The organism is Roseovarius sp. (genome assembly GCF_040223625.1).
Classification (GTDB): Bacteria; Pseudomonadota; Alphaproteobacteria; order Rhodobacterales; family Rhodobacteraceae; genus Roseovarius.
The window spans coordinates 69926-94034 of record NZ_JAVKFX010000050.1; the positions used below are offsets into that span (position 1 = coordinate 69926).

A 24109-nucleotide genomic window follows, 5' to 3' on the forward strand; every position below is an offset into this window, starting at 1 on the left:
TTGATATTCTTGTGCTCGTCAGCCCTTTCGGGCTGCCTCGCCTTCGTTGAAGAAGGTTGCGAGGGCGGTTGTGGTCTCGGCCGGGTTGGTGTCGGGGAAGAAATGGACGCCGGGGATGGCCCGGGCCTGCAGGTCGGTGCATTTGTCTTCCCACGTGGCCGGTACGTCGAAGGCTTTGGCCATGGCCCCTTGCGCGCCGTAGAGCACCAGCGTGGGGCAGGTGACGCGGGCGTCGAGGTCTTTCGCATCGTCGTGGACATCATGCGATAGGGCGGTGCGGTAGTCGTTGCACATGCCGCGGATGGTGTCGGGGTCGCGCCAGGCGGCACGGTAGGCTGCCAGTTGATCCGCGTCGAAATCGGAGAGTTGCGCGCCGCCCCAGCCGAGGAGGCAGGCGTGGTAGAAGGCGTCGGGGTCGTGGCCGATCAGGGTTTCCGGGAAGGGCTCGGGCTGGGCGAGGAAGAACCAGTGGTAATAGGCTTGTGCGACCTCGTGTTTGAGAGGCTCGAGCAAGGTGTGGGTGGGGACGATGTCCATCACGCAGAGGCGGGTGACGGCTTGGGGGGCGTCGAGGGCGAGACGGTGGGCCACGCGGCCGCCGCGGTCGTGGCCGGCCAAGGCGAAGGTTTCGTGGCCGAGGTGGTGCATGAGGTCGGTCTGGTCGCGAGCCATTTCGCGGAAGCTGTATTGGGCCACGTCGGCGGGTTTGCCGCTTTGGCCGTAGCCGCGCAGGTCGGGGCAGATGACGCGGTGGGTTCGGGCCAGCTCCGGGGCAATACGGGCCCAGAGCGCGCGGGTCTGCGGGAAGCCATGGAGGAGGAGAAGCGGCGGGCCGTCGCCGGCTTCGGACCAGGTGATCTGCGTGCCGCCCAGGGTGGTGGTGCGGTCGGTGAAGCCGGGGATGGTCATGGGGTGGGCCTTTGGGGTGGTGGGTTTCACCCACCCTACAGGGCGGTGGGTTGGCACCCACCCTACGGCGTGCGTAGGGTGGGGTGAAACCCACCTTGGTGCGCGCCTACGACCCCGCCAGCTTGTCGAGCACCCGGGCCCAGCTTCGGATGCCCTTGTGGAAGCTCTCGACGGTGTATTTCTCGTTGGGCGAGTGGATGGCGTCGTCGTCCTGGGCGAAGCCGATGAGCATGGAATCAAGCCCGAGGATGTCCTTGAAGAAGCGCGTCACCGGGATCGAGCCGCCCATGCCGGAGAAGACGGCCCCGCGGTTCCATTCCTCGGACAGGGCCTGGCGGGCCTGTTCGAACTCGGGGCGGTCGATGTTCATGACCGAGGCGGGGGAGCCGTCGAGATCGTTGTCCCAGGTGACGGTGGCATCGACCGGCAGGCGGTCTTCGACATGCTTGCGCAAGGCGCGGCGGACATGGTCGGGGTCCATGTCGCCGACGAGGCGGCAGGTAAGCTTGCAATGCGCCTCGGCCGGGATGACGGTTTTCGAGCCCGCGCCCTGGTAGCCGCCCCAGAGGCCGTTGATCTCGAGCGTCGGGCGGGCCCATTGCTGGACGAGGGTGGAATAGCCCTGTTCGCCGTGCGGCTGGCTGTAGCCGACGGAGGAGAGGTAGGTCTTCTCGTCGAAGCCGCAGTTTTCCCATTGGCGGAGGAGCTCGTCGGGCACCTCCTCGACACCGTCGTAGAAGCCCTTGACGGCGACGCGGCCGGTGTCGTCGTGGAACGAGGCGATGATGCGGGCGATTTCCCTCAGCGGGTTGAGGCCGGGGCCGCCGTAATGGCCGGAGTGCAGGTCGATCCTGGGCCCGTGGAGGGTGAACTCGTCCTTCAGCATACCGCGGAGCTGCGAGGCGATGGAGGGCACGCCGGGCGAGACCATGGAGGTGTCGCAGACGAGGGCGATGTCGGCGGAGAGCTCTTCGGCGTTGTCCTTGAGGAAGGGGACGAGGGAGGGGGAGCCCGATTCCTCCTCGCCTTCGAAGAAGAAGGTGATGCGGCAGGGCAGGGTGCCGTTGACCGCCTGCCAGGCGCGGCAGGCCTCGACGAAGGTCATGAGCTGGCCCTTGTCGTCGGAGGCGCCGCGGCCGCGGATCACGCGGCCCTTGTCGGTGTCCTGGATTTCCGGCGCGAAGGGGTCGGTCTTCCACAGCTCCAGCGGGTCGACGGGCTGCACGTCGTAATGGCCGTAGAAGAGCAGGTGCGGGCCGCTGTCGCCCACGTGGCCCACCACCATCGGGTGGCCGGGGGTTTCGCGTTTTTCCGCCGCGATGCCAATGCTTTGCAGGTCGGCGACGAGCCAGTCGGCCGCGCTCTGGCAGTCAGCCTTGTAGGCCGGGTCGGTCGAGATCGAGGGGATGCGCAGGAGCGCCATCAGGCGGTCGAGGGCGGCGGGCATCTCGTCGTCAATGCGCGTCAGAACGGCGTCAATCGGCATGGAAGTCTCCGGATCATCTGCTATATCGGCGGGACCGTAACAGGACGCGGGGCGCTGTCCAGCAGGTTGACATAGGTCAAGGCGGGAGGGCGTGACGATTTGTTACCTGTTGTCCTGTAAAGCGCCATCTTATATGCATCTTAAAGACATGCATACAGAATATTGAATATGTCGTGCGGCGCGCGACCTCGGCCCCGGACCGGATTCAGATGGGGACGATGACTGCCAAGGAGGGGATCCGACGTGGATTATACGGCCAAGCTGGACGAGGCGATCGGGCGCCTGCATGAGGAAGGCCGGTATCGGACCTTCATCGATATCGAGCGCAAGAAGGGCCAGTTCCCGCATGCCACGTGGCGGCGGCCGGACGGGTCGGAGATGCCGATCACCGTCTGGTGCGGCAACGATTACCTTGGCATGGGCCAGCATCCGGTTGTCCTCGAGGCGATGCACGAGGCGGTGGACGCCACCGGCGCCGGCAGCGGCGGCACGCGCAACATTTCCGGCACCACGATCTATCACAAGCGGCTGGAGGCGGAGCTGGCCGACCTGCACGGCAAGGAAGCTGCGCTGCTCTTCACCAGCGCCTATATCGCCAACGACGCCACGCTTTCGACCCTGCCGAAGCTGTTTCCCGGGCTGATCATCTATTCCGACGAGCTGAACCATGCCTCGATGATCGAGGGGGTGCGGCGCAATGGCGGGGCGAAGCGGATCTTCCGGCACAATGATGTCGAGCATCTGCGCGAGCTGTTGGCGGCGGACGATCCGGACGCGCCGAAGCTGATCGCCTTCGAGAGCATCTATTCGATGGACGGGGATTTCGGCCCGATCGAGGCGATCTGCGACATCGCCGACGAGTTCGGCGCGCTGACCTATATCGACGAGGTTCACGCGGTCGGCATGTACGGCCCCCGCGGCGCCGGCGTGGCCGAGCGGGACCGGCTGATGCACCGGCTGGACATCATCAACGGGACGCTGGCCAAGGCGTTCGGCGTGATGGGCGGCTATATCGCGGCCAGCGCGAAAATGTGTGACGCCATCAGGTCTTATGCGCCGGGCTTCATCTTTACCACCTCGCTGCCGCCGGCGGTGGCGGCGGGCGCCGCGGCCTCGGTCGCGCATCTCAAGCGGGACCAGGCGCTGCGCGACCTGCACCAGGAGCGGGCGAAGATCCTGAAGACGCGGCTGAAGGGCATGGGCCTGCCGCTGATCGACCACGGCAGCCATATCGTGCCGGTGATGGTGGGCGACCCGGTGCACACGAAGAAGCTGTCGGACATGCTGCTGGACGGCTACGGCATCTACGTGCAGCCGATCAACTTCCCCACCGTGCCGCGCGGCACGGAGCGTCTGCGCTTCACGCCGTCTCCGGTGCACGGGCCGGACGAGATGGACCACCTCGTCCGCGCGATGGACGAGCTGTGGAGCCATTGTGCCCTCAACCGGGCGGAACTGTCGGCGTAATACCGCATCCACCCCCTGAAAGATGATGCGGTACGTGCAATATATATTGCGTTGTGGTAACCTATTATAAACAAAAAGAGCGGGTTCCGAATCGTCGGTTCGGGTAACAGGCAATGGGTTGTAAGGGGCAGGTTGCATGGCCATACGCCGGAGCAAAACGGCTGATCCTCTTGTAAATGCGGAGAAACCAAGGGGTTTCGACGCCTACGACGTGCGTCTCGGGGACAAGATGCGCGGCGAACGGGCGACGCTGGGCAAATCGCTGCTGGACGTGGAGCGGGAGATCCGCATCCGCGCCTCTTACATTGCCGCGATCGAGAATGCCGATCCCGATGCCTTCGACACCCCCGGATTCATTCCCGGATACGTGCGCTCCTATGCGCGCTATCTCGGCATGGACCCGGATGCGGCCTTTGCCGATTTCTGTGCCGAATGCGGGTTTTCCGTGGCGCATGGCATGTCGGCCGGTGCCTCGAGCATCCGCAAGGCGGACGAGAAGCCGCGCCGCAACGCCACCCCGAAAGACCCGCTGATCGCGCCGTCGACGCCGTTCCTGCCGGCGCGCGAGACCATGTTCAGCCAGATCGAGCCGGGCGCCATCGGCTCGGCGCTGGTGCTGGTCGCGCTGATTGCCGGGATCGGCTATGGCGGCTGGGCCGTCCTGAACGAGATCCAGCGGGTGCAGTTCGCCCCGGTCGAGAACACGCCCGACGTGCTGACCGATCTCGACCCGCTCGACGCCGCGGTGAAGAGCCCGGCCCAGAGCGAGGACCCGACGCGCAGCGCGGGGGTCCTGCCGCCGGTGGCCGAGGAGGGGCTGGACCGGCCCTATCGCCCCGAGGCGCTTGACGTGCCGGTGATGGTGGCGCGCGATGCGCCGATCTCGACGCTCGATCCGGCCGACGTGGGCACCTTCATGGCGGAACTGCCCGAGGCCGACCGCCAGTCGGACCCGGTGGACCGCAACGCCATCGAGAACGCCATCGCCAGCGCCGTGGAAGGCGTTGGCGACGCCGTGCCCGTGGCGGGGGCCAACACGCCCGGGTCCAGCACGCCCGGCGCCAACACGCCCAAGGTCGTGGCCGACCCGCCGCCCGGCGTGCGGCTGGTGGCCGTGCGGCCGGCATGGGTGCGGGTGCGCGCCGCCGATGGCAGCGTGGTCTACGAGGGCATCCTGAACGGCGGCGACACCTACAGCGTGCCGGTGACGGAAGAGCCGCCGACCCTGCGGGTGGGCGAGTCCGGTGCGGTGTATTTCGAGGTGGCGGGCAAGCATTACGGGCCGGTTGGCCCGAACGGCTCGGTCACGTCGGACCTTGCGCTGGCGGCCGAGGGGCTGACCGAGCGCTATGACGTGGCCGACCTGAGCCAGGATCGCGACCTGTCGCGCTACGTGGCCCAGCTCGAACAGTCGGACGTCACGCCGCAGGAATAATCCGGCCACCCCGCATTGCGACCGTGCTTTCGGGTACTTATGATTCCACCTGACGAAATATCCGAACAAGCGGGGCCGACCTGATGTCGCTCAATGAAATCCGCCCGTGGCGCAATATCCACCGCCGGCAGAGCCGGCAGATCATGGTGGGCAACGTGCCGGTGGGGGGCGGCGCGCCGATCAGCGTGCAGACCATGACCAATACCGACACGTGGGACGTGAAGGCCACGGTGGCGCAGGTGCAGGCCGCGGCCGAGGCGGGCGCGGATATCGTGCGGGTCTCGGTGCCGGACGAGAAGAGTTCGAAGGCGCTGAAGGAGATCGTGCGGGAAAGCCCGGTGCCGATCGTGGCGGACATCCATTTCCACTACAAGCGCGGGATCGAGAGCGCCGAGGCGGGCGCGGCCTGTCTGCGGATCAACCCGGGCAATATCGGGTCGCAGGACCGGGTGCGCGAGGTGATCAGGGCCGCGCGCGATCATGGCTGTTCGATGCGGATCGGGGTGAATGCCGGGTCATTGGAGCGGCATTTGCTGGAGAAATATGGCGAGCCCACGCCGGACGCGATGGTGGAGTCGGGTCTCGACCATATCAAGGTGTTGCAGGACAACGATTTTCACGAGTTCAAGATCAGCTGCAAGGCGTCGGACGTGTTCATGGCCGCGACCGCCTACCAGATGCTGGCCGACCAGACGGATGCGCCGATCCATCTCGGGATCACCGAGGCGGGGGGGCTGATGTCCGGCACGATCAAGTCGGCCATCGGTCTTGGCAACCTGCTGTGGATGGGGATCGGCGACACGATCCGCGTCAGCCTCTCGGCCGACCCGGTGCAGGAGGTGAAGGTCGGGTATGAAATCCTGAAATCTCTGGGGCTGCGGCATCGGGGGGTGAACATCATCTCCTGCCCGTCCTGCGCGCGACAGGGGTTCGACGTGATCAAGACGGTCGAGGTTCTGGAAGAGCGGTTGGAGCATATCAAGACGCCGATGAGCCTGTCGATCATCGGCTGCGTGGTGAACGGGCCGGGCGAGGCGCTGATGACCGATGTGGGCTTCACCGGCGGCGGGGCCGGGTCGGGGATGGTGTACCTGGCGGGGAAGGCGAGCCACAAGATGTCGAACGACCAGATGATCGACCATATCGTCGAGGAGGTCGAGAAGCGCGCGGCGGAGATCGAGGCGGGCGAGGCTGAGCCTCAGGCGGCGGAATAGCGCTGAGCCGGGCGGGCGGCTGCCCGTGGGGTGGCGCTGCGACCTGTGAAATGGCGTGCTTTATGCCCGCCTAGTACGTCTTCCCTCGAAGGCTGGCACGACGCCTGCAAAAGCGCCAGCCCGTGGGGACGGCGTCGTCCATTGGGCTTGAACCAATGGCGCCTCAATGAACGACCGCTCGCCCGGCGGCCTTCGGCCTTGTTCCGGGCGGGTGGCACTCGATCTGACGTGGTGAAAGAGTGCCCCCGCAATAACCTTCACGAGTCGGCGCGGATCTCGGCGGCGATCTCTTCCATCTGCTCGCGCGGGACGTAGCCGCGCAGCATCTGGTCGCCCATCACGAAGGAGGGCGTGCCGGAGAGGCCGAGCGACTTGGCAAGCTGGTGGTTCTCGGCGATCACCTCGGTCACGTCGGGGCTGTCCATGTGGGCGAGGATGGCCTCGGTGTCGAGGCCCAGCGTCTCGCCCATGCGGGTGAGGGAGGTCTCGTCGATATCGCCCGAGAAGCTGATCAGCGCGTCATGGGCGGCCTTGTAGGCCTCGTCGCCCGCGATCTGCTTGGTGGCGATGGCGAAGCGCGAGGACATCATGGATTGCTCGCCCAGGATGGGGAACTCCTTGATAACGAAGCGGATATTGCCGTCGAACTCGACGAGGTCGTCGACTTCCGGAGCCGCCCGGCGGCAGTAGCCGCAGCGGTAATCCATGAATTCGACCAGCGTCAGGTCGCCCTCGGGGTTGCCGCCGACCCAGGAATGATCGTCGTTGAAGATCGCCTCGGCGTGGTCTTCGATCATCTGCACGTCGGATTCGGCCTGGGCCGCGGTCTCGCGCTGTTCCAGCACGGCGACGGCCTCCATGATCACCTGCGGGTTTTCCAGCAAGTAGGCGCGGATCTCGGTGCGGAACGCCTCGCGCTCGGCATCGGTCATGTTCTCGAGGTCGAAGGCCTGCGCGGGCAGGGCGAGCGTGGCCATGGCGGCCAGCGCGGGCAGAAGGGGGCGTGTCATGAAGCGGGTCTCCGTCTTACTGGTCAATCGGTGGTTGGTCATTTCGCTCTTGTAGGTGCGGCCGGTGGCGGCAGGGCCCCGGCCGGAAATCGGAGATGATGCATTGACGACGCGTCTCTTTCCGGTGCAACCCAAGGCTCGAATACGTGGCGCAGTCTAGGGATAAATCCATGCGGAACTCAAGCCGGTCGGGCGTCGATCCCTTTATCGTGATGGACGTGATGGAAGCCGCCCGCAAGGCCGAAGAGGCCGGGCGGCACATCATCCACATGGAGGTGGGCCAGCCGGGCACGCCCGCGCCCGAGGGCGCGCGGGCGGCGCTGGCCACGGCGATGGGCGAGGACGCGATGGGCTATACCGTGGCGCTGGGGCTGCCGGCGCTGCGGGCGCGGATCGCGCGGCTTTACGGCGAGTGGTACGGGGTGGACCTCGACCCGAACCGGGTGATCGTGACCTCCGGCTCGTCGGGGGCGTTCATCCTGGCGTTCACGGCGTTGTTCGACACCGGGCAGCGGGTGGGGATCGGGGCGCCGGGCTATCCCAGCTACCGGCAGATCCTGCGTGCGCTGGACCTCGTACCGGTGGATATCGAGACGCGCGACGCCAACCGGCTGCAGCCGGTGGCGGCGGACGTGGAGGGGCTGGACCTGTCGGGGCTGATGGTCGCGAGCCCGGCGAACCCGACCGGCACCATGCTGGGGCGCGAGGACATGGCCGCGCTGATGGAGGCGGCGGCGGCGCAGGGGGCGAGCTTTATCAGCGACGAGATCTATCATGGGATCGAGTACGAGTCGAAGGCCGTTACCGCGCTGGAGATCAGTGACGAATGTTACGTGATCAACTCGTTTTCCAAGTATTTCTCGATGACCGGCTGGCGCGTGGGCTGGATGGTGGTGCCGGAGGACCACGTGCGGGTCGTGGAGCGGCTGGCGCAGAACCTGTTCATCTGCCCGCCCCATGCCAGCCAGGTGGCGGCGCTGGCGGCGATGGATTGCCGCGAGGAGCTGGAGGCGAACATGGATGTCTACCGCGCCAACCGGCAGTTGATGCTCGACGGGCTGCCGGCGGCGGGGTTCGACCGGATCGCGCCGCCCGATGGCGCCTTCTATGTCTATGCGGATGTGAGCCACCTGACGGAGGATAGCCGGGCCTTCGCGCAGGAAATCCTCGAGAAGGCGGGCGTGGCGGTGACGCCGGGGCTGGATTTCGATCCCGCGCGGGGCGGCGGGACGCTGCGGTTCTCCTATGCGCGGAGCACGGCGGATATCGCCGAGGGGCTGAGGCGGTTGAAGGCGTTCATGGGGCGCTGAAATTGCCGGCGCCTGCGTTTTGGGGCGGGCGCCGGGATTTGAGTATTTTTGCCAAGAAGAAGCGGGGGGTGGTGCGTGGATTGCGGGCGTGTCGTTTGGGGCGCGCCGTTGGGGAAATGAGTATTTCTGGAACAGTGAAAGTTCGGCCGGGCGGCGGGGTGCGGCAAATGGGTTTTCGGGGCGCGGGATGTGCCTGAACTGTGGGCAAGGGGCGCCGCTTGGTGTATGCTGACGGGCAACCAAGACCGGTAACGGCGGAAGAGCAGGATGATCAGGATTTGTCTGGCGCTGGTGATATGCGCGATGGGCCTTGGCGCGCATGCGCAGGGGCGGGAGCTGACCGCGCTGGCGCGGGTCGAGATGGCGCAGACGCGCATCGACGATATCGGCGGCGGGCTGCGGGTGCGGCTGGGGCTGAGCCAGGGCGTGCCGTTCCGGGTGTTCACGCTGGACGAGCCGGCGCGGCTGGTGCTGGATTTCCGCGATGTGGACTGGCGCGGGGTTGACCCCACGTTGATCGACTGGGCCGACGGGGCGAAGGCCGTGCGCATGGGCACGTTCCGGCCCGGATGGTCGCGGATGGTGGTGGACATGGCCGGCCCCTTCGCGGTGGAGACCACGGAGGCGAAGACCGACAAGGCCAGCGGCACCGTGCAGATCGAGGTGGTCCTGCGCGAGGTGTCGGAGGCGGATTTCGCCAGCGCGGCGGGGGCCGCGCCGCTGCCGGGATGGGATGTCGACCGGCCGGGCCTGCCGGCGGTGAAGCAGGCGCGGCAGACCGGCGAGGAGAAGCTGCTGGTGGTGCTGGATCCCGGCCATGGCGGGATCGACCCCGGCGCCGAGAATGACGGCGACAACGAGAAGGAGCTGATGCTGCGCTTTGCCAAGGAGCTGCGTGACGAGCTGTTGCGCGCGGGCGGCTTCGACGTGGCGCTGACGCGGGAGGAGGACAAGTTCGTCTCGCTCGAGCGGCGGGTGGCGATCGCGCACAAGCTGGAGGCGGACGTGTTCATCTCGCTTCACGCCGACGCGCTGAGCGAGGGGCGGGCGACGGGCGCCACGGTCTATACCCTGTCCGACAGTGCCAGCGACAAGGCCAGCGCCGCGCTGGCCGAGCGGCACAACCGGGCCAATATCCTGGCGGGCGTGGACCTGACCGAGAGCGACGACGTGGTGGCGGACGTGCTGATGGACCTGGCGCGGATGGAGACGCAGCCGCGCGCCGACCAGCTGGCCCGCGCGGTGCGGCTGGGCATCCGGGAACAGGGGATCGAGCTGAACTCGCGGCCGCTGCGCTCGGCCGGGTTCTCGGTGCTGAAATCACCGGACATACCGTCGATCCTGATCGAGCTGGGCTTCCTGTCGAGCCGCAGCGACCTGGAACATCTGCGCGACCCGGTGTGGCGCGCGGCGATGGCCGCGGGCATCCGCGACGCGCTGGAGGCGTGGCGGATCGCCGATGCTGCCGCCGCCAAGCTTGTCCGCCAGTAGGCGGAGGGGTGCCGGGCCTGACCCGATTGTGTTTTGACGGGCTTTCGCCCGCCGCTTATAGGAATGCCTAACTTGAAACGGGGGCCGCGCGTGCTCAGACCTATCCTCAGCCTGTTCGGAACGATCTTCAGCCTTGCGACGCTGGTCGTGGTCATGGTCGCGCTGTCGATCGGCGCGGTGTTCCATATCTATGGCAAGGACCTGCCCAGCCACGAATCGCTGGCCAATTACACGCCGCCGACGATCAGCCGGATCTATTCGGGCGAGGGGAAGATCATCGACGAGTTCGCCCGCGAGCGGCGGCTGTTCACCCCGGCCGAGGAAATCCCCGAGCTGGTGAAGCAGGCGTTCATCTCGGCCGAGGACAAGAATTTCTACAACCACGCCGGCTATGACGCGCGCGGCATCGCCGCGGCCATCGTCGAGGCGGTGAAGACCCGGGGCGAGACGGTGCGCGGCGCCTCGACCATCACCCAGCAGGTGATGAAGAACTTCCTTCTGTCCGGCGACCGGCGGATCGAGCGCAAGATCAAGGAGATCATCCTGGCCACGCGGATCGAGGAGACGCTGAGCAAGGAGGACATCCTCGAGCTCTATCTCAACGAGATATTCCTCGGGCAGAATTCCTATGGCGTGACCGCCGCCGCGCAGACCTATTTCAACAAGACGCTGAGCGAGCTGGAGCCGCACGAGGCGGCGTTCCTGGCCTCGATGCCGCAGGCGCCGGGGCGGACGCACCCGGTGCACAACAAGGATCGGCTGCTTGATCGCCGGAACTACGTGCTGACCGAGATGCACGAGAACGGCTATATCACCGAGGCGGTGAAGGAGGAGGAGATCACCGCCGAGCTGCGATCGGTCCAGAACGGGGATTTCCCGGAATGGCGCGAGACGCTGCCGCCGCGGGATTACTTCACCGACGAGATCCGCCGGCAGCTGTCGCAGGATTTCGGCGAGGGCGAGTTCTTTACCGGCGGGCTGACCGTGCGGGCGACGATCGACCCGGAAATGCAGACCGTCGGCGCGCAGGCGCTGCAGCGGCAGCTGGAACAGTATGACCGCAACGCCGGGAAATGGCGGGGCACCGGGCAGAGCCTGCCCGAAGAGGTGCTGGACGACGAGAAGGCTTGGCGCGAGGCGCTGGCGGCGACGGATGTGGCGCGCGATATCGAGCTTGACGGCAAGTGGTACCCGGCCGTGGTGCTGGAGCGGGGCGACCAGGAGATGACCGTGGGCATCGAGGCGATTGCCGAGGTGCAGAGCGTGCCGCGCAAGGACATCGCGTGGCTGCCCGGCGACTTCAAGGAGACCTTCAAGCGCGGCGACGTGGTGCATGTGCGCCGGATGACCTCGGACGACGATGGCAGCCTGATCCGCTGGACCCTGCGGCAGGTGCCGGAGGTGCAGGGCGGCTTCGTGGCGATGGACGTGCATAACGGCCGGGTTCTGGCGATGCAGGGCGGGTTTTCCTACCAGGATTCGGTGTTCAACCGTGCGACGCAGGCCGACCGGCAGCCGGGCTCGTCCTTCAAGCCCTTCGTCTATGCCGCGGCGCTCGACAGTGGCTATTCGCCCGCGACCATCGTGATCGACGCGCCGATCGAGATCGACACCGCCGGGGGTATCTGGCGGCCGCGCAACTCGTCACACCAGTTCTACGGGCCGACGCCGCTGCGGACCGGCATCGAGATGTCGCGGAACCTGATGACCGTGCGGCTGGCGCAGGAGGTGGGGATGGACACCGTCGCCGCCTATGCCGAGCGGTTCGGGGTCTATGACCGGATGAGCACCTACCTGGCCAACGCGCTGGGGTCGGAGGAGACGACGCTCTACCGCATGGTCTCGGCCTACGCGATGTTCGCCAATGGCGGCGAGCGGGTGCAGCCGACGCTGGTCGACCGGGTGCAGAACCGGTACGGCGAGACGGTCTACAACCACGATCCGCGTGATTGCGTGGAATGCGACGACCCGTCGATCCCGCGAGAGCGGGGCCCGCGCATCGTGTCGAACCGTGACCGGGTGATCGACCCGGTGACCGCCTACCAGCTGACCTCGATGATGCAGGGCGTGGTGCAGCGCGGCACGGCCTCGGGCGCGATCAACCTGTCGGTGCCGGTGGCCGGCAAGACGGGGACGACCAACGACGCGCGGGACGTGTGGTTCGTGGGCTTCACCTCGAACATCGTGGCGGGCTGTTACATCGGTTTCGACCAGCCGCGCGGCCTTGGCCGGAGCGCCTATGGCTCGTCGATGTGCGGCCCGGTCTTCCAGGAGTTCATGACGCAGGCGGTCAAGAAATACGGCGGCGGCAAGTTCAAGGTGCCCGAGGGCGGGCATTTCATCAAGATCGACCGCTATACCGGCGAGCGCCTGCCCGACGAGGCGAGCGGGGCGCATGTGGTGGCAGAATATTTCCGCGACGGGGAGGAGCCGCTCTTCGGCTATGTCTATGACGGCGGGTTCGCCATGGGCAACGACCTCGATATCTACGAGCAGAACCGCTCGGAAGAGGTGCGCGAGGTGACCACCTCGGACGGCGACACCGGCAGCGTGGGCGACAAGGCGAGCTTTGGCAGCCTGAGTTCGGGCGGGCTTTACTGACGCGGGCCGGGAGGGGCTGATGCTGACGGTCTGGGGGCGGAAGACCTCGTCGAACGTGCAGGCGGTGATGTGGGGCATTGCCGAGCTTGGGCTGGACTGTACGCGGCATGACGTGGGCCACAGGTATGGCGGCACGGATACGGAAGACTTCATTGCGATGAACCCCAACCGGACGGTGCCGGTGCTGCGGGATGGCGACGACGCGCCCTTGTGGGAATCGGCGGCGATCCTGCGGTACCTCGCCAATCGCTACGGGGCTGACCCGTTCTGGCCGGAGGACGTGTCGGCGCGGGCGCAGGTGGACAAGTGGGCGGAATGGGCGAAGATCAACGTGGGCGGGGCCTTTACCGTGCCGATCTTCTGGCGCGTTGTGCGCACGCCCGAGGCGAAACGCGACTGGCCGGCGATCCGGGAAGCGGTAGTGGCGCTGGAGGGAAAGCTGGCGATCGCGGAGGCGCGGCTGGCGCAGGTTCCGTACCTGGCGGGGGAGGATTTCACGCTGGCGGATGTGCAGTTCGGGCACGTGCTGTATCGGTATTACGAGATCGGGATCGAGCGGGCGGAGTTTCCGAACCTGGCAGGGTATTACGAAAGGCTGCAGGCGCGGGAGGCGTATCGCGAGCACGTGATGGTGTCTTACGCGGAGCTGGCGGTTTCGTAGCATCGCGGCGGCGCGCCTTTGGCGCGCCTTGATTCCGCGCGGTGGCCCTTTCGACCCGTCTTGTCCAACCCCTTGGCCCTTGGTATCACCCGCATCTGAGCCAAGCGAGGACCCTGCCGCATGCGTGCCGAGATTGAAACCGCCGTCTCCGAGATCGAGAATTCGCTGGAGCTTCTGCGCCAGCGGATGGGGTGGGAGACCGCCAAGCACCGGCTGGAGGAATTCAACGCCCGCGTCGAGGACCCGACCCTGTGGGACGATCCCGCCAAGGCGCAGAAGCTGATGCGCGACCGGCAGGCGCTGGTCGACGCGATCGAGACGCACGACACGATCAAGCAGGACCTCTCGGACAATATCGAGCTGATTGAACTGGGCGAGATGGAGGACGATGCCGAGGTCGTGGGCGAGGCCGAGAGCGCCATCAAGGCGCTGCAGCAGAAGGCAGCCGCCAAGGAGCTGGAGGCGCTGCTGGACGGCGAGGCGGATGGCAACGACACCTTCCTCGAGATCAACGCGGGCGCGGGCGGCACGGAAAGCTGCGACTGGGCCAACATGCTGGCGCGGATGTATGTCCGCTGGGCCGAGAAGCGGGGCTACACGGTCGAGCTGCAGTCGGAAAGCCCGGGCGAGGAGGCGGGGATCAAGTCGGCCGCCTACAAGATTTCCGGGCACAACGCCTATGGCTGGCTGAAATCGGAATCGGGCGTGCACCGGCTGGTGCGGATCTCGCCCTTCGATTCAGCGGCCAAGCGGCACACCTCGTTCAGCTCGGTCTGGGTCTACCCGGTGGTCGACGACAATATCGAGATCGAGGTGAACCCCTCCGACGTGCGGGTGGATACGTTCCGCTCGTCCGGCGCGGGCGGGCAGCACGTCAACAAGACCGACTCGGCCGTGCGGATGACGCATATTCCGACGGGGATCGTGGTGACATCTTCCGAAAAGTCGCAGCACCAGAACCGCGAGATCGCCATGAAGGCGCTGAAATCGCGGCTGTACCAGATGGAGCTGGACAAGCGGAACGAGGCGATTGCCGAGGCGCACGAGGCCAAGGGCGACGCGGGCTGGGGCAACCAGATCCGGTCATACGTGCTGCAGCCCTACCAGATGGTGAAGGACCTGCGCACGAGCGTCGAGACCTCGGATACCAAGGGCGTGCTGGACGGCGATCTGGATCAGTTCATGGCAGCGACGCTGGCGATGAACGTCTCGGGCAAGAGCCGGGCGGAGGCGCAGGGCGAGGAGTAGGGCGGGGCAGGGGGCGTTGCGCCCAGCGTTGAATTTCCGAAGGAAATTCAACGGCCCCCCAGGATATTTCGGCCAGAAGAAGCCGGGCGGCGTCAGTCGGCCGCTTCCAGCGCGTCGAGCCGGGCGATGAGCCGGGCGTTCAGCGCCTCCTGTGCGGCGAGACGCTCGTTCAGCTACTCGATATAGATATGGGCGTGTTCCAGCTCGTTGAGCATGGCGCCCATCTTCTCGCTGACATTCATGGGCTGGCCGGGCAGCGTCGGGCCGACCGCCGGAAGGTGGCCGTTTTCCCACATGAGCGCCGCGTGCTCGGTGACGGAGAGGCGTTTGAAATCGGCATCGAACACCGCGTCGCAGCCGCTGTCGCAGGTCGGCCCGCCGGTGGTCAGCGTGCCGTCGATCACCATGTCGCCATCGGCATTCAGCCGCATCTCGGGCCCGTCGCCATCGACGATGTTGTAGCGGAACTCGCCCGTCCCGAGGGGGCCCTGGGTGAAGACCACGTCGACCGACTGGTTGGTGGGGGCTTCCGTGGCGGTGATGCGGAAGAAGCTGAACGTGTCGTCGTCGCTCACCTCGAGCGGGGCGTCGGGGCTGTCGGTGCCGAGGCCGACATTGCCGTTCGCGGCAAGCGCCAGGCTGGCATTCGGGGCTTCGTCATTGATGCTGAACGGAAAGCCGGTGCCGTTTGAATTGCCAATGTAGAACACGTTGTGATTGCCCGCGAGGGTCCAGTAAAAGGGCGGAAAGGCCCCGAATCCGACCTGGTCCAGCCGTAGCGTCGGCAACGTCGAGGCGGCGACATGCAGGTCGGTCTGGGGGAGCGCAGTGCCCATCCCGACCTCGCCGCCGGGGGCGATCCAGAGCGCGCTGCTCGGCGCGCCCGCCTCGATGGTGAAGGGCACGGTGCCGGCGGTCGCATCGGCGATGGAAAAGCGCTCCTGCCCGAAATTCGCGGTGTCGTTGATCTGGATTTCCCAGTCATTGCTCGGAAAGCTGCCCGCGGCGGAACTGTTGTCGACGAATTCCACGCGGATATCGGGGTTGGTCAGGCGCAGCAGCGTGTCGTCGGGAAAGACCTCGGTCTCGACACAGGCGTTGCCGATGCAGACGCTGTCGTCGAGCACCGTGTCGCCGGAGACGAAGAGGTCGGCCTGGGTGAAGTCGAGGTCGGAGATGTCGACGCCTTCGAAGAAGGCGGCCTCCTGCGCGTGCAGGGCGGGGGCGGTGACGAGAAGCGGCAGGGCGAGGAGCGGGGCGAAACGATGTGACATGAAACAGGCTTTCCCGATGGAGGGCGCCTGCGAACGGGCCGGGGGGCGGGCGCAAATGAACAGGTCTCAAATCCCGCCGCCCCGGCCGGCAGGTGGGGGCACGGTAGCAGGGCGGGGGCGGGACCTGTCAAGTTCGAACGCCCCCGCCCGTTGCGGCCTCAGTCCTGTTGCGCGTCGAGCCGGGCGGTCAGGGCGGCGACTTGTGCCGAGAGCGCCTCGATCCGGGCCTCCTGGGCCGTGGTGGTGGCATGAAGCTGGCCGATATAGAGATGGGCATGCTCGAGCTCGTTGAGCATCCGGCCCATCTTGTCGGTCACGTCCCATGCCTCGCCGTCACGGGTGGGCCCGACATTGGGCAGGTGGCCGAGGGCGAGGGTTTCGGCGAGGTGATCGGAGATCGAGGGCAGGGGATAACCGGCGTCGAACACCGCGTCGCAGCCGACCGAGCAGGAGCCGGCGGTGGTCAGCGTGCCGTCGATCCGCAAGTCGCCATCGGCATTGAGCCGCATCTCGGGCCCGTCGCCGTCGACGATGTTGTAGCGCAGCTCGCCCGTACGAAGGGGGCCCTCGGTGAAGGTGATATCGACCGACTGGTTCACTTCCGCGCCGTCGGCGGTGATGCGGAAATAGTTGAAGGTTTCGTCGCTTTCGAGTTCGAGCGGGGCCTCGGGGAGCGAGGTGCCGATGCCGACCCGGCCAGTGTTGCGGATGACGAAGGTATTGCCCGGCGTGCCGGCCTCCACGCCCACGGGCGCGGCGAGCGCCGTCACATCGCGGATGTACCAGAAATCCGCGTTTGCGCCGACCTCCCAGGCGTAGGGCGTGCCGCTCGCATCCTCGAGCCTGATCGTGGGACCGGAAGCGCTTACGATGTGCAGCGGGGAGAGGGGGGCGGCGGTGCCGAGCCCGACATCCCCGTCATCGTCGACATAGAGCGCGTTGTCCGGGGCGCCGCCCTCGACCCAGAACGGGTCGGTGCCGGCGGTCAAGTTGGAGAGGAAGAAGGCATTGCGGCCGGACTGCATGGTTTCATTGGCGTTGAGCTGCCAGTCGTGGGTCGGAAAGCTGCCGGTTTCAGATTGGTCGTCGAACAGGATCGCGGTGTTGATGCCCTTCAGCTTGAGGGCGGATCGGTTGTTGATGTTGGGCTCGCCATCCGCGCAGTTCAAGCCGACGCAGAGCAGATCATCGGAGACGATAACGTCGTCGGTGAAGACCTGGTCGGCAAATGTGGTGGCGGGATAAAGGGCAAGGACCGCGGCGGCGGAAAGGGCTTTTTGCATGTGACTGTCTCCGGATGGGGAAATGACCCGGGCGGGCCGGGGGGAAATACCATGGAGGATAGCGCGCCGGCGCCCTTCCGCATAGATTGTTGCGCATCCGCTGTGTGTCGGCTGCTCAGTCGGCGCTTTCGAGCGCGTCGAGCCGGGCGATGAGCGCCGCGATCTGCGCGGCCTGCGCGTCGATCCGGGCCTCCTGCGCGGCGTTCTCGCGGTGCAGCGTCTCGATGTAGATATGGGCGTGCTCCAGCTCGTTGAGCATGCCGCCCATCTTTTCCGAGACGTTCATCAGCGCGCCCGGCAGGGTTGGACCGACCGCCGGAAGGTGGCCGTTCTCCCACATCAGGGCGGCGTGGTCGGTCACCGAAAGACGCTCGAATGCCGCATCGAACACCGCGTCGCAGCCGCTGTCGCAGCTCGGGCCCCCGGTGGTCAGCGTGCCGTCAATGCGCATGTCGCCATCGGCGTTGAGCCGCATCTCCGGCCCGTCGCCGTCGACGATGTTGTAGCGCATTTCGCCGTTGCCGAGGGGGCCTTGGGTGAATGTGACATCGACCGACTGGTTGGTGGCCGCCTGCTGCGCGGTGATGCGGAAATAGCTGAACGTGCCGTCGTTGCTGACTTCCAGCGGGGCGTCGGGCGCCGAGGTGCCCAGCCCCACGTTGCCGTCGGCGGCGATGTAGAGCGACTGGTCCGGCGCGCCCGCGATGACGATGACGGGGGTGGTTCCGCCGGTGACATCGGAGACGAGGAACCCCGAACTGCTGGCGATCACGTCCCAGCTGTGCGGCGGGCCGAAACTTTCCTCGAGCCGGATGAAGGCCTGGCCCAGTATCTTGTTGGTGATGTGCAGGTCGGCCTGCGGCATGGAGGTGCCGAGGCCCAGGTAGCCGCGATGGTCGACATAGAGCGAATTGTCCGGCGCGTCGCCCAGAAGCCAGAACGGACGGGTTCCGGCGGTGAGGTCGCTGATGATGAAGGCGTCGCGACCGTTCTGCGCGGTCTCGTTGGCCATCAGTTGCCAGTCATGCGTCGGGAAGGCGGTGCTGGTGGTGGTGTCGTCGAACTGGATGGCGGTGTTGATATACTTGACCTTCAGCCCGTGAGAGCCGTCGATCAGCGCCTCGCCGTCGCTGCATTGGGACCCGACGCAAAGCAGGTTGCTTTGCACGATGACGTCGTCGACGAAAAGGTCGTCCGCCCAGGCAGCGGCGGGCAGGAGGGCAAGGGCGGCGGCGGAAAGGACTTGTTTCATGGGATGGGCTCCGGAATGAAGAAAAGCCCGGGCGATCCGGGCGGGCAATAAGGCGCAGGATAACCGCGCCGGGGCCGTTGTCATAGGATGCCGTTGGCGCCCGCCCCGGTCGGCGCGTTCAAGCGCATTGCACCGGTCGGGTCAGGGCGCGCCGCGCCGCGTCAAGCGCGGCCCGGACGCTCAGCGCAGGACCAGCGCTTCCAGCGCCTCGAGCCGGGCAAGGAGGGCGGCGTTGACCGCCGCCTGCTCCTGCCGCAGCGCCTCCTGTTCCTCGAGCCGGTCGTGCAGTTCCTCGATATAGATATGCGCGTGCTCCAGCTCGTTGAGGATGCCGCCCGTCTTCTCCGACACGTTCATCGGGGCGCCCGGCAGGGTCGGGCCCACGGCGGGGAGGTGGCCCTTGTCCCACATCAGCGCGGCGTGGTCGCTCACCGACAGCCGCTCGAACTCGGCATCGAACACCGCGTCGCAGCCGCTGTCGCAGGTGGGGCCTCCGGTGGTGAGCGTGCCGTCGAGCAACATGTCGCCATCGACGATGTTGTAGCGCAGCTCGCCCGTGCCGAGCGGGCCTTCGGTGAAGACGACGTCGACCGAATTGTTGACCGCCGCCGCGTCGGCGGTGATGCGGAAGAAGTTGTACGAGTCGTCGCCGAACAGCTCGAGTGGCGCGTCCGGGGTGTTCGTGCCCATGCCGACATTGCCGGTTGCCTGGACGTAGACGCTGTAGCTCGGCGCTTCCTTTTGCAGAAACAGGATCGGCCTGTGCTCGTTGGCGTTCCGGACCTGGAAATAATGCGCGTTCGCCCGCAATTCCCAGAAGGCCGTGGCCGAATCCAGGCCCAGGATGGCCGCGCCGCTTGGCGCCGTGATGTGCAGGTCCTTGGAGGGCAGCATCGTGTTGATGCCGACCTGGCCGTCTTCGCTGATCACGAGGGTGTTCTCGGCCGCGCCGCCCAGGATGCGAAACGGCCTTGTGCCCGCGTCTTCGTCATGCACGGCGAATTCTTCGGCGCCGCTGGACGTGGTCTCGCCGGTCCGGATCGACCAGTCCCCTTTCGGAAACTCCGAGTCGAACATGAGAACAGGGGCGACGTCCTTGATCTTGATACCCTGCCGGTCGGGGATTTCCGGTTCGTTGTCGGAACATTTCGCGCCGACGCAGAGCAGGTCGTCCAACACGATCAAGTCATCCGTGACCAGTTCGTCGGCCATGGCGGCCCCGGACAGGGCGCAGGTCGCAAGCAGGGAGGTCAGGAAAGGGGGCTTCATGTCAAAATCCTCTTCGCAAGGGGTCTGGTGTCAAAACATTCAGGTTATGGAGCGAATCCTAAGCCGTGCGCAGGAGGATGGCAATTTCATTGCGCACGCGCGCGGACCCGACCGCGCCACCCGGCGCCGAAATCGGCCTTGCGCCGCCCCGGGCGGCCCGCCAGATTGGCCGCATGGAAGATGATCTGACCCAGACCGCCGCCGCGCAGGCCGCGGCCATCGCCGAAGGCCGGCTGACGGCCGAGGCGCTGATGGAGGCGACGCTCGACCGGATCGGCGCGGTGAACGGGGCGGTGAACGCCATCGTCTCGCTGCGCGCCGCCGACGAGTTGCTGGCCGAGGCGCAGGGCGCGGACAAGGCCGGGCCGGGTGGCCCGCTGCACGGCCTGCCCATCGCGATCAAGGACCTCGCCAACGCGAAGGGCCTGCCCACCAGCATGGGCTCGCCCGCCTTCGCGGGCCAGATGGCCGAGGCTGACGACCCGCACGTGGCCCGCCTGCGCGCGGCCGGGGCCATCGTCATCGGCAAGACCAACACGCCCGAATTCGGGCTGGGCAGCCACACCTACAACCCGGTGCATGGCGTCACCCGCAACCCCTACGCGCTCGACCGGAGCTGTGGGGGCTCGTCGGGCGGGGCGGCGGTGGCGCTGGCGGCGGGGATGCTGACGCTGGCCGACGGGTCCGACATGATGGGCAGCCTGCGCAACCCGGCGGGGTGGTGCAATGTCTACGGGATGCGGCCAAGCTGGGGCACGGTGCCCTCGGGCGGCGGCGGGGAGCTTTACCTGCACCGGCTGTCGACGCGCGGACCGATGGCGCGCTGCCCGGCCGACCTGGCCTTGCAGCTCGACGTGATGGCGGGCGCCGTGCCGGGCCAGCCGATGGTGCGGGATGCGCCGCCCTGTGGGGTGCCACAGCCCCGCGCGGAAGGCCGCCGAGTGGCCTGGCTGGGCGACTGGGGCGGCGCGTGGCCAATGGAGGAGGGTATCCTCGCGCTGTGCGAAAGCGCGCTGGGGGTGCTCGATGCCGCCGGTGCCCGGGTCGATGCCGTGGGCGCGCCCTTCGATCGCGATGCGCTCTGGCAATCCTGGGTCACCCTGCGCGCTTGGGGCAATGCCGCCGATCTCGGCCCGCTGCTCGACGATCCGGCCACCGCGGGGCAACTGAAGCCCGAGGCGGTGTGGGAGGTCGAACAGGGCCGCGCACTCTCGGCGCTTGACGTGCACCGGGCCAGCCTGCGCCGGTCCGACTGGTACCGGCAGGCGATGGCGCTTTTCGAGACCCATGACGTGCTGGCCCTCCCCACCGCGCAGGCCTGGCCCTTCCCGGCCGATATCGACTGGCCTAACGAGGTGGCGGGGGTGGCGATGGACAGCTATCACCGCTGGATGGAGGTGGTGATCCCCGCCAGCCTGCTGGGCCTGCCCGTGGTAGCGGTGCCGGCGGGGTTCGGCGCGGCGGGGCTGCCGATGGGGCTGCAACTGATCGGCGCGCCGGGCACGGACGCGATGCTGCTGGAGGTGGCCGAGACCTATCATCGGGCGACCGACTGGCCCGAGGCGCGGCCGCCGCTGCTAAGCTGAACCCGAGTTACATCTTTGCCCCCGCCGATCCCTTGGCTAACCTGCGCCGGGGACGAGGGGAGGACGGCCATGCAGGAAAAACCGCTCGGGGTGCCGCCGCTGGGCGCGGCGCAGTGGGCCATGCTGGGCGAAGCGCTGCGCCGGGGTTGGCGCGACATGGGGCGGGCGCCGGGCTATGCCATCGTTTTCGCGGGCGTCTACGTGGCCATCGGCTGGGTCATGGCGTGGGTCACGTGGGTCACCGGGCAAAGCTACTGGCTGATCTTCGCGGCCGTGGGCTTTCCGCTGATCGGGCCCTTCGCGGCGGTGGGGCTCTACGAGGTCAGCCACCGGCTGAGCGAAGGCGAGCCACTGGTGGCACGCGAGATCTTCGGCGTGATCGCCCACCAGAGGCGGCGGCAACTGCCCTCGATCTGCGCGGTGATCGTCATCATGTTCCTGTTCTGGTTCTTCCTCGCCCACATGATCTTTGCCCTCTTCCTCGGCCTGTCGGCGATGACCAACGTGTCGAGCAGCTACGAGATCTACCTGACGCGCGAGGGGCTGATGATGCAGGGCTTCGGCACGGCTGTGGGGGCCGCCTTCGCGCTGCTGCTCTACATGATCACGGTGATCGCGTTGCCGCTGCTGCTGGACCGCGAGGTCGATTTCGTGACCGCCATGATCACCTCCTTCCAGTCGGTCCTGCGCGCGCCGGGGCCGATGCTGGGCTGGGCGGTGGTCGTGGCGGGGCTGACCTTCGTGGCGATGCTGCCGGGGTTCCTGGGGCTGTTCCTGGTGCTGCCGCTGCTGGGGCACGGGACGTGGCATCTTTATCGGCAGATGGTGGAGGCGGGACGTCAGATTGAGTCCGCCGGGCAGCGCCCGACCGCGGGTGGGCGCACAAACGATTGAGTTGGTTGATTTATGGTGCGGCCCACCTCCGACGACTGTTCTGCATGGGGCCGTGCAGAAGCGCCCGCCCGGGGGGCGGTCGGGCGCTGCCCGGCGCCACGCCCTTGGCGTGGCTTGATTCCGGGCATAGGAGAATTTCTCAATATGTTTTTTCCATTTGCCAGATTTGGTTTATCGGCACGTTTTAAAGAGGGCCTAGGAATGGAACCTGAGTTTCCCACGGCATTCAACTTTCAGGTGATGTTGGACGATGCTCGAAATAGACTTCCGGATTTGTATCAACGCTGGTGTCGTTTAGGTTCACTTTTTGCGAGCATTAGACACGATGAACTAGGACATTCTTTTGAGCATCTCGATGCCAATTTCGATCTAGTTCTCCGTATGTTGGAGCAAGAACAATCGCGGGCTTTAGGTTGCTACGGCAAAAAGATCGAGGGAGGGGTAATGTTCGCCCAGATCAGTCTATCGAAGATGTGGTTATTTTCGGTTTACGAAATAGTTAGGCAAACCTGTGAAACGCCCTGCGCAGGCCAAACACAATCAAAAAGCTACTGCCATGACAATGCGTGTGTGAGGTGCAAGGCATTGCGTCCCGTTAGAGATCGTCTCAATCGCTTTCGAGTTCCGTTGGCCAAACTCCAATATGAATACGATAGGGTTCAAACCGGAAAACAGAGTAACTACCACGCAAAGATGGTAATCGGAAACGAGAGTGGCTCGATTGGTTGGGAAACTTATTCGAGTAGAACAAATACGACCGAAACAGCTTCGCGCTTAGAGTTGTCGAATTTTATTCTGGACACGCTGGAGCCATTTGCAGCTTCTGACTGAAGCTTCGACCGAATTAAGAGGCAGCTCACCCCCGCTCCTCCGCCTTCGCCCGATCCCACAGCGCGTCCATCTCCTGAAGGTCCGACTCCGACGCCTCCCGCCCGTCCTCGGCCAGCCATGCCTCGATCCGCTCGAACCGCCGGGTGAACTTGGCATTGGCCCCGCGCAGGGCCGCTTCGGGTTCCACCCCCATGTGGCGCGCAAGGTTGGCCATGACGAAGAGCAGGTCGCCGAACTCCTCCTCCACCTTCTCCTGCGGCAGGCTCTCGGCGGCCTCCCGCAGCTCCTCCGCCTCCTCGGTGATCTTGTCGAGCACGTGGCTCGCATCCGGCCAGTCGAACCCAACCCGGGCCGCCCGTTTCTGCAGCTTCACCGCCCGCAGAAGCGCCGGCAGCCCCAGCGCCACGCCGTCCAGCACGCCGGTCTGCGCCTTGGCCGCCCGCTCGGCGGCCTTCACCGTCTCCCAGTCGCGGGTCTGCTGCTCGGCCGACTTGTCGCGGCTCTCGTCGCCGAAGACATGCGGATGCCGGGCGACCATCTTGTCGGCGATGGCATCGGCCACCTCGTCGAACCCGAACATGCCCTTGTCGCGGGCGATCTGCGCATGGAACACCACCTGCAACAGCAGATCGCCCAGCTCGTCCTTCAATTCGCCCCACGCCTCGCGCTCGATGGCGTCGGCGACCTCGTAGGCCTCCTCGATCGTGTATGGGGCAATCGTGCCGAAATCCTGCTCGATATCCCACGGACAGCCGCTCTCGGGGTCGCGCAGCCGCCGCATGATCTCGATCAGGCGCGGCATGCCCCCGGAGGGGTCGAAAATCAGCGGATCGTCAGGCATTGCACCCCCTCAAATCTTGCAGTTGAATGCAGCGTGACCAATGAGGC

19 protein-coding genes are annotated in these 24109 nt (G+C 66.4%); 11 read left to right on the forward strand and 8 right to left on the reverse strand.

Features of this window, described 5'->3' with window-relative positions; all coding sequences use genetic code 11:
* Nucleotides 1–18: 18 nt before the first annotated feature.
* Both RLN94_RS15970 and RLN94_RS15975 read right to left on the reverse strand, forming a co-directional pair.
* Nucleotides 19–909, reverse strand: a complete 891-nt coding sequence (locus tag RLN94_RS15970; protein WP_350080111.1) for an alpha/beta fold hydrolase — start codon at nucleotides 907–909, stop codon at nucleotides 19–21.
* A gap of 106 nt (nucleotides 910–1015) precedes the next feature.
* Entirely contained in the window at nucleotides 1016–2395 is a 1380-nt protein-coding gene (locus RLN94_RS15975) for a dipeptidase (protein WP_350169248.1), read from the reverse strand.
* Nucleotides 2396–2638: 243 nt separating this feature from the next.
* Between RLN94_RS15975 and hemA the strand changes: the two genes are divergently transcribed.
* The 3 genes from hemA to ispG all read left to right on the forward strand — a co-directional run bounded on the left by hemA (nucleotide 2639) and on the right by ispG (nucleotide 6511).
* Complete coding sequence (gene hemA / locus RLN94_RS15980; RefSeq protein ID WP_350080115.1) at nucleotides 2639–3862, forward strand: 5-aminolevulinate synthase; 1224 nt, start codon at nucleotides 2639–2641, stop codon at nucleotides 3860–3862.
* A gap of 229 nt (nucleotides 3863–4091) precedes the next feature.
* Nucleotides 4092–5297, forward strand: coding sequence for a RodZ domain-containing protein (locus RLN94_RS15985; protein WP_350080117.1), 1206 nt, complete (start codon nucleotides 4092–4094; stop codon nucleotides 5295–5297).
* A gap of 83 nt (nucleotides 5298–5380) precedes the next feature.
* Nucleotides 5381–6511: a flavodoxin-dependent (E)-4-hydroxy-3-methylbut-2-enyl-diphosphate synthase gene (gene ispG, locus RLN94_RS15990; RefSeq protein ID WP_350080119.1), complete on the forward strand. Its 1131-nt coding sequence runs from the start codon at nucleotides 5381–5383 to the stop codon at nucleotides 6509–6511.
* Between the two features lie 257 nt (nucleotides 6512–6768).
* Here ispG and RLN94_RS15995 read toward each other — a convergent pair whose 3' ends face one another.
* Nucleotides 6769–7521, reverse strand: coding sequence for a DsbA family protein (locus RLN94_RS15995; RefSeq protein ID WP_350080121.1), 753 nt, complete (start codon nucleotides 7519–7521; stop codon nucleotides 6769–6771).
* Between the two features lie 170 nt (nucleotides 7522–7691).
* Here RLN94_RS15995 and RLN94_RS16000 point away from each other — a divergent pair, with 170 nt between their 5' ends.
* The 5 genes from RLN94_RS16000 to prfB all read left to right on the forward strand — a co-directional run bounded on the left by RLN94_RS16000 (nucleotide 7692) and on the right by prfB (nucleotide 14832).
* The gene (locus RLN94_RS16000; protein WP_350080123.1) at nucleotides 7692–8831 is read left to right on the forward strand and encodes a pyridoxal phosphate-dependent aminotransferase; all 1140 of its coding nucleotides are present in this window, start codon (nucleotides 7692–7694) and stop codon (nucleotides 8829–8831) included.
* Between the two features lie 267 nt (nucleotides 8832–9098).
* Complete coding sequence (locus tag RLN94_RS16005; protein WP_350080125.1) at nucleotides 9099–10322, forward strand: N-acetylmuramoyl-L-alanine amidase; 1224 nt, start codon at nucleotides 9099–9101, stop codon at nucleotides 10320–10322.
* 90 nt (nucleotides 10323–10412) lie between these two features.
* On the forward strand, nucleotides 10413–12923 hold the full coding sequence (locus tag RLN94_RS16010) for a penicillin-binding protein 1A (RefSeq protein WP_350080127.1): 2511 nt from the start codon (nucleotides 10413–10415) through the stop codon (nucleotides 12921–12923).
* Nucleotides 12924–12942: 19 nt separating this feature from the next.
* The gene (locus tag RLN94_RS16015; protein ID WP_350080129.1) at nucleotides 12943–13584 is read left to right on the forward strand and encodes a glutathione S-transferase family protein; all 642 of its coding nucleotides are present in this window, start codon (nucleotides 12943–12945) and stop codon (nucleotides 13582–13584) included.
* 120 nt (nucleotides 13585–13704) lie between these two features.
* Nucleotides 13705–14832, forward strand: coding sequence for a peptide chain release factor 2 (prfB, locus tag RLN94_RS16020; RefSeq protein ID WP_350080131.1), 1128 nt, complete (start codon nucleotides 13705–13707; stop codon nucleotides 14830–14832).
* Nucleotides 14833–15005: 173 nt separating this feature from the next.
* On the opposite strand, the gene RLN94_RS16025 is transcribed toward prfB, so the two are convergent.
* From RLN94_RS16025 to RLN94_RS16040, 4 genes are all read right to left on the reverse strand, one after another.
* Nucleotides 15006–16106, reverse strand: coding sequence for a hypothetical protein (locus RLN94_RS16025; protein ID WP_350080133.1), 1101 nt, complete (start codon nucleotides 16104–16106; stop codon nucleotides 15006–15008).
* A gap of 158 nt (nucleotides 16107–16264) precedes the next feature.
* The gene (locus tag RLN94_RS16030; protein WP_350080135.1) at nucleotides 16265–17389 is read right to left on the reverse strand and encodes a hypothetical protein; all 1125 of its coding nucleotides are present in this window, start codon (nucleotides 17387–17389) and stop codon (nucleotides 16265–16267) included.
* 115 nt (nucleotides 17390–17504) lie between these two features.
* Complete coding sequence (locus RLN94_RS16035; protein WP_350080137.1) at nucleotides 17505–18641, reverse strand: hypothetical protein; 1137 nt, start codon at nucleotides 18639–18641, stop codon at nucleotides 17505–17507.
* A 180-nt stretch (nucleotides 18642–18821) separates the two neighbouring features.
* On the reverse strand, nucleotides 18822–19910 hold the full coding sequence (locus RLN94_RS16040) for a hypothetical protein (protein ID WP_350080139.1): 1089 nt from the start codon (nucleotides 19908–19910) through the stop codon (nucleotides 18822–18824).
* A gap of 173 nt (nucleotides 19911–20083) precedes the next feature.
* Between RLN94_RS16040 and RLN94_RS16045 the strand changes: the two genes are divergently transcribed.
* From RLN94_RS16045 to RLN94_RS16055, 3 genes are all read left to right on the forward strand, one after another.
* Nucleotides 20084–21496, forward strand: coding sequence for an amidase (locus RLN94_RS16045; RefSeq protein ID WP_350080141.1), 1413 nt, complete (start codon nucleotides 20084–20086; stop codon nucleotides 21494–21496).
* Between the two features lie 69 nt (nucleotides 21497–21565).
* Nucleotides 21566–22390, forward strand: coding sequence for a DUF2189 domain-containing protein (locus RLN94_RS16050; RefSeq protein ID WP_350080143.1), 825 nt, complete (start codon nucleotides 21566–21568; stop codon nucleotides 22388–22390).
* A 12-nt stretch (nucleotides 22391–22402) separates the two neighbouring features.
* Complete coding sequence (locus RLN94_RS16055; protein WP_350130321.1) at nucleotides 22403–23221, forward strand: hypothetical protein; 819 nt, start codon at nucleotides 22403–22405, stop codon at nucleotides 23219–23221.
* A 25-nt stretch (nucleotides 23222–23246) separates the two neighbouring features.
* Here the strand turns inward: RLN94_RS16055 and mazG are convergent, their stop codons facing one another.
* Entirely contained in the window at nucleotides 23247–24062 is an 816-nt protein-coding gene (gene mazG / locus RLN94_RS16060) for a nucleoside triphosphate pyrophosphohydrolase (RefSeq protein WP_350080147.1), read from the reverse strand.
* Nucleotides 24063–24109: the final 47 nt, after the last annotated feature.

Excerpts from the sequence above, each read along its gene's own strand:
- RLN94_RS15970 (WP_350080111.1), bottom strand. The coding sequence starts at position 909 with ATGACCATCCCCGGCTTCACCGACCGCACCACCACCCTGGGCGGCACG.
- RLN94_RS15975 (WP_350169248.1), bottom strand. The coding sequence starts at position 2,395 with ATGCCGATTGACGCCGTTCTGACGCGCATTGACGACGAGATGCCCGCC.
- RLN94_RS15985 (WP_350080117.1), top strand. The coding sequence starts at position 4,092 with ATGCGCGGCGAACGGGCGACGCTGGGCAAATCGCTGCTGGACGTGGAG.
- ispG (WP_350080119.1), top strand. The coding sequence starts at position 5,381 with ATGTCGCTCAATGAAATCCGCCCGTGGCGCAATATCCACCGCCGGCAG.
- RLN94_RS15995 (WP_350080121.1), bottom strand. The coding sequence starts at position 7,521 with ATGACACGCCCCCTTCTGCCCGCGCTGGCCGCCATGGCCACGCTCGCC.
- RLN94_RS16000 (WP_350080123.1), top strand. The coding sequence starts at position 7,692 with ATGCGGAACTCAAGCCGGTCGGGCGTCGATCCCTTTATCGTGATGGAC.
- RLN94_RS16005 (WP_350080125.1), top strand. The coding sequence starts at position 9,099 with ATGATCAGGATTTGTCTGGCGCTGGTGATATGCGCGATGGGCCTTGGC.
- RLN94_RS16015 (WP_350080129.1), top strand. The coding sequence starts at position 12,943 with ATGCTGACGGTCTGGGGGCGGAAGACCTCGTCGAACGTGCAGGCGGTG.
- prfB (WP_350080131.1), top strand. The coding sequence starts at position 13,705 with ATGCGTGCCGAGATTGAAACCGCCGTCTCCGAGATCGAGAATTCGCTG.
- RLN94_RS16025 (WP_350080133.1), bottom strand. The coding sequence starts at position 16,106 with ATGTCACATCGTTTCGCCCCGCTCCTCGCCCTGCCGCTTCTCGTCACC.
- RLN94_RS16030 (WP_350080135.1), bottom strand. The coding sequence starts at position 17,389 with ATGCAAAAAGCCCTTTCCGCCGCCGCGGTCCTTGCCCTTTATCCCGCC.
- RLN94_RS16035 (WP_350080137.1), bottom strand. The coding sequence starts at position 18,641 with ATGAAACAAGTCCTTTCCGCCGCCGCCCTTGCCCTCCTGCCCGCCGCT.
- RLN94_RS16040 (WP_350080139.1), bottom strand. The coding sequence starts at position 19,910 with ATGAAGCCCCCTTTCCTGACCTCCCTGCTTGCGACCTGCGCCCTGTCC.
- RLN94_RS16045 (WP_350080141.1), top strand. The coding sequence starts at position 20,084 with ATGGAAGATGATCTGACCCAGACCGCCGCCGCGCAGGCCGCGGCCATC.
- RLN94_RS16050 (WP_350080143.1), top strand. The coding sequence starts at position 21,566 with ATGCAGGAAAAACCGCTCGGGGTGCCGCCGCTGGGCGCGGCGCAGTGG.
- RLN94_RS16055 (WP_350130321.1), top strand. The coding sequence starts at position 22,403 with ATGGTGCGGCCCACCTCCGACGACTGTTCTGCATGGGGCCGTGCAGAA.
- mazG (WP_350080147.1), bottom strand. The coding sequence starts at position 24,062 with ATGCCTGACGATCCGCTGATTTTCGACCCCTCCGGGGGCATGCCGCGC.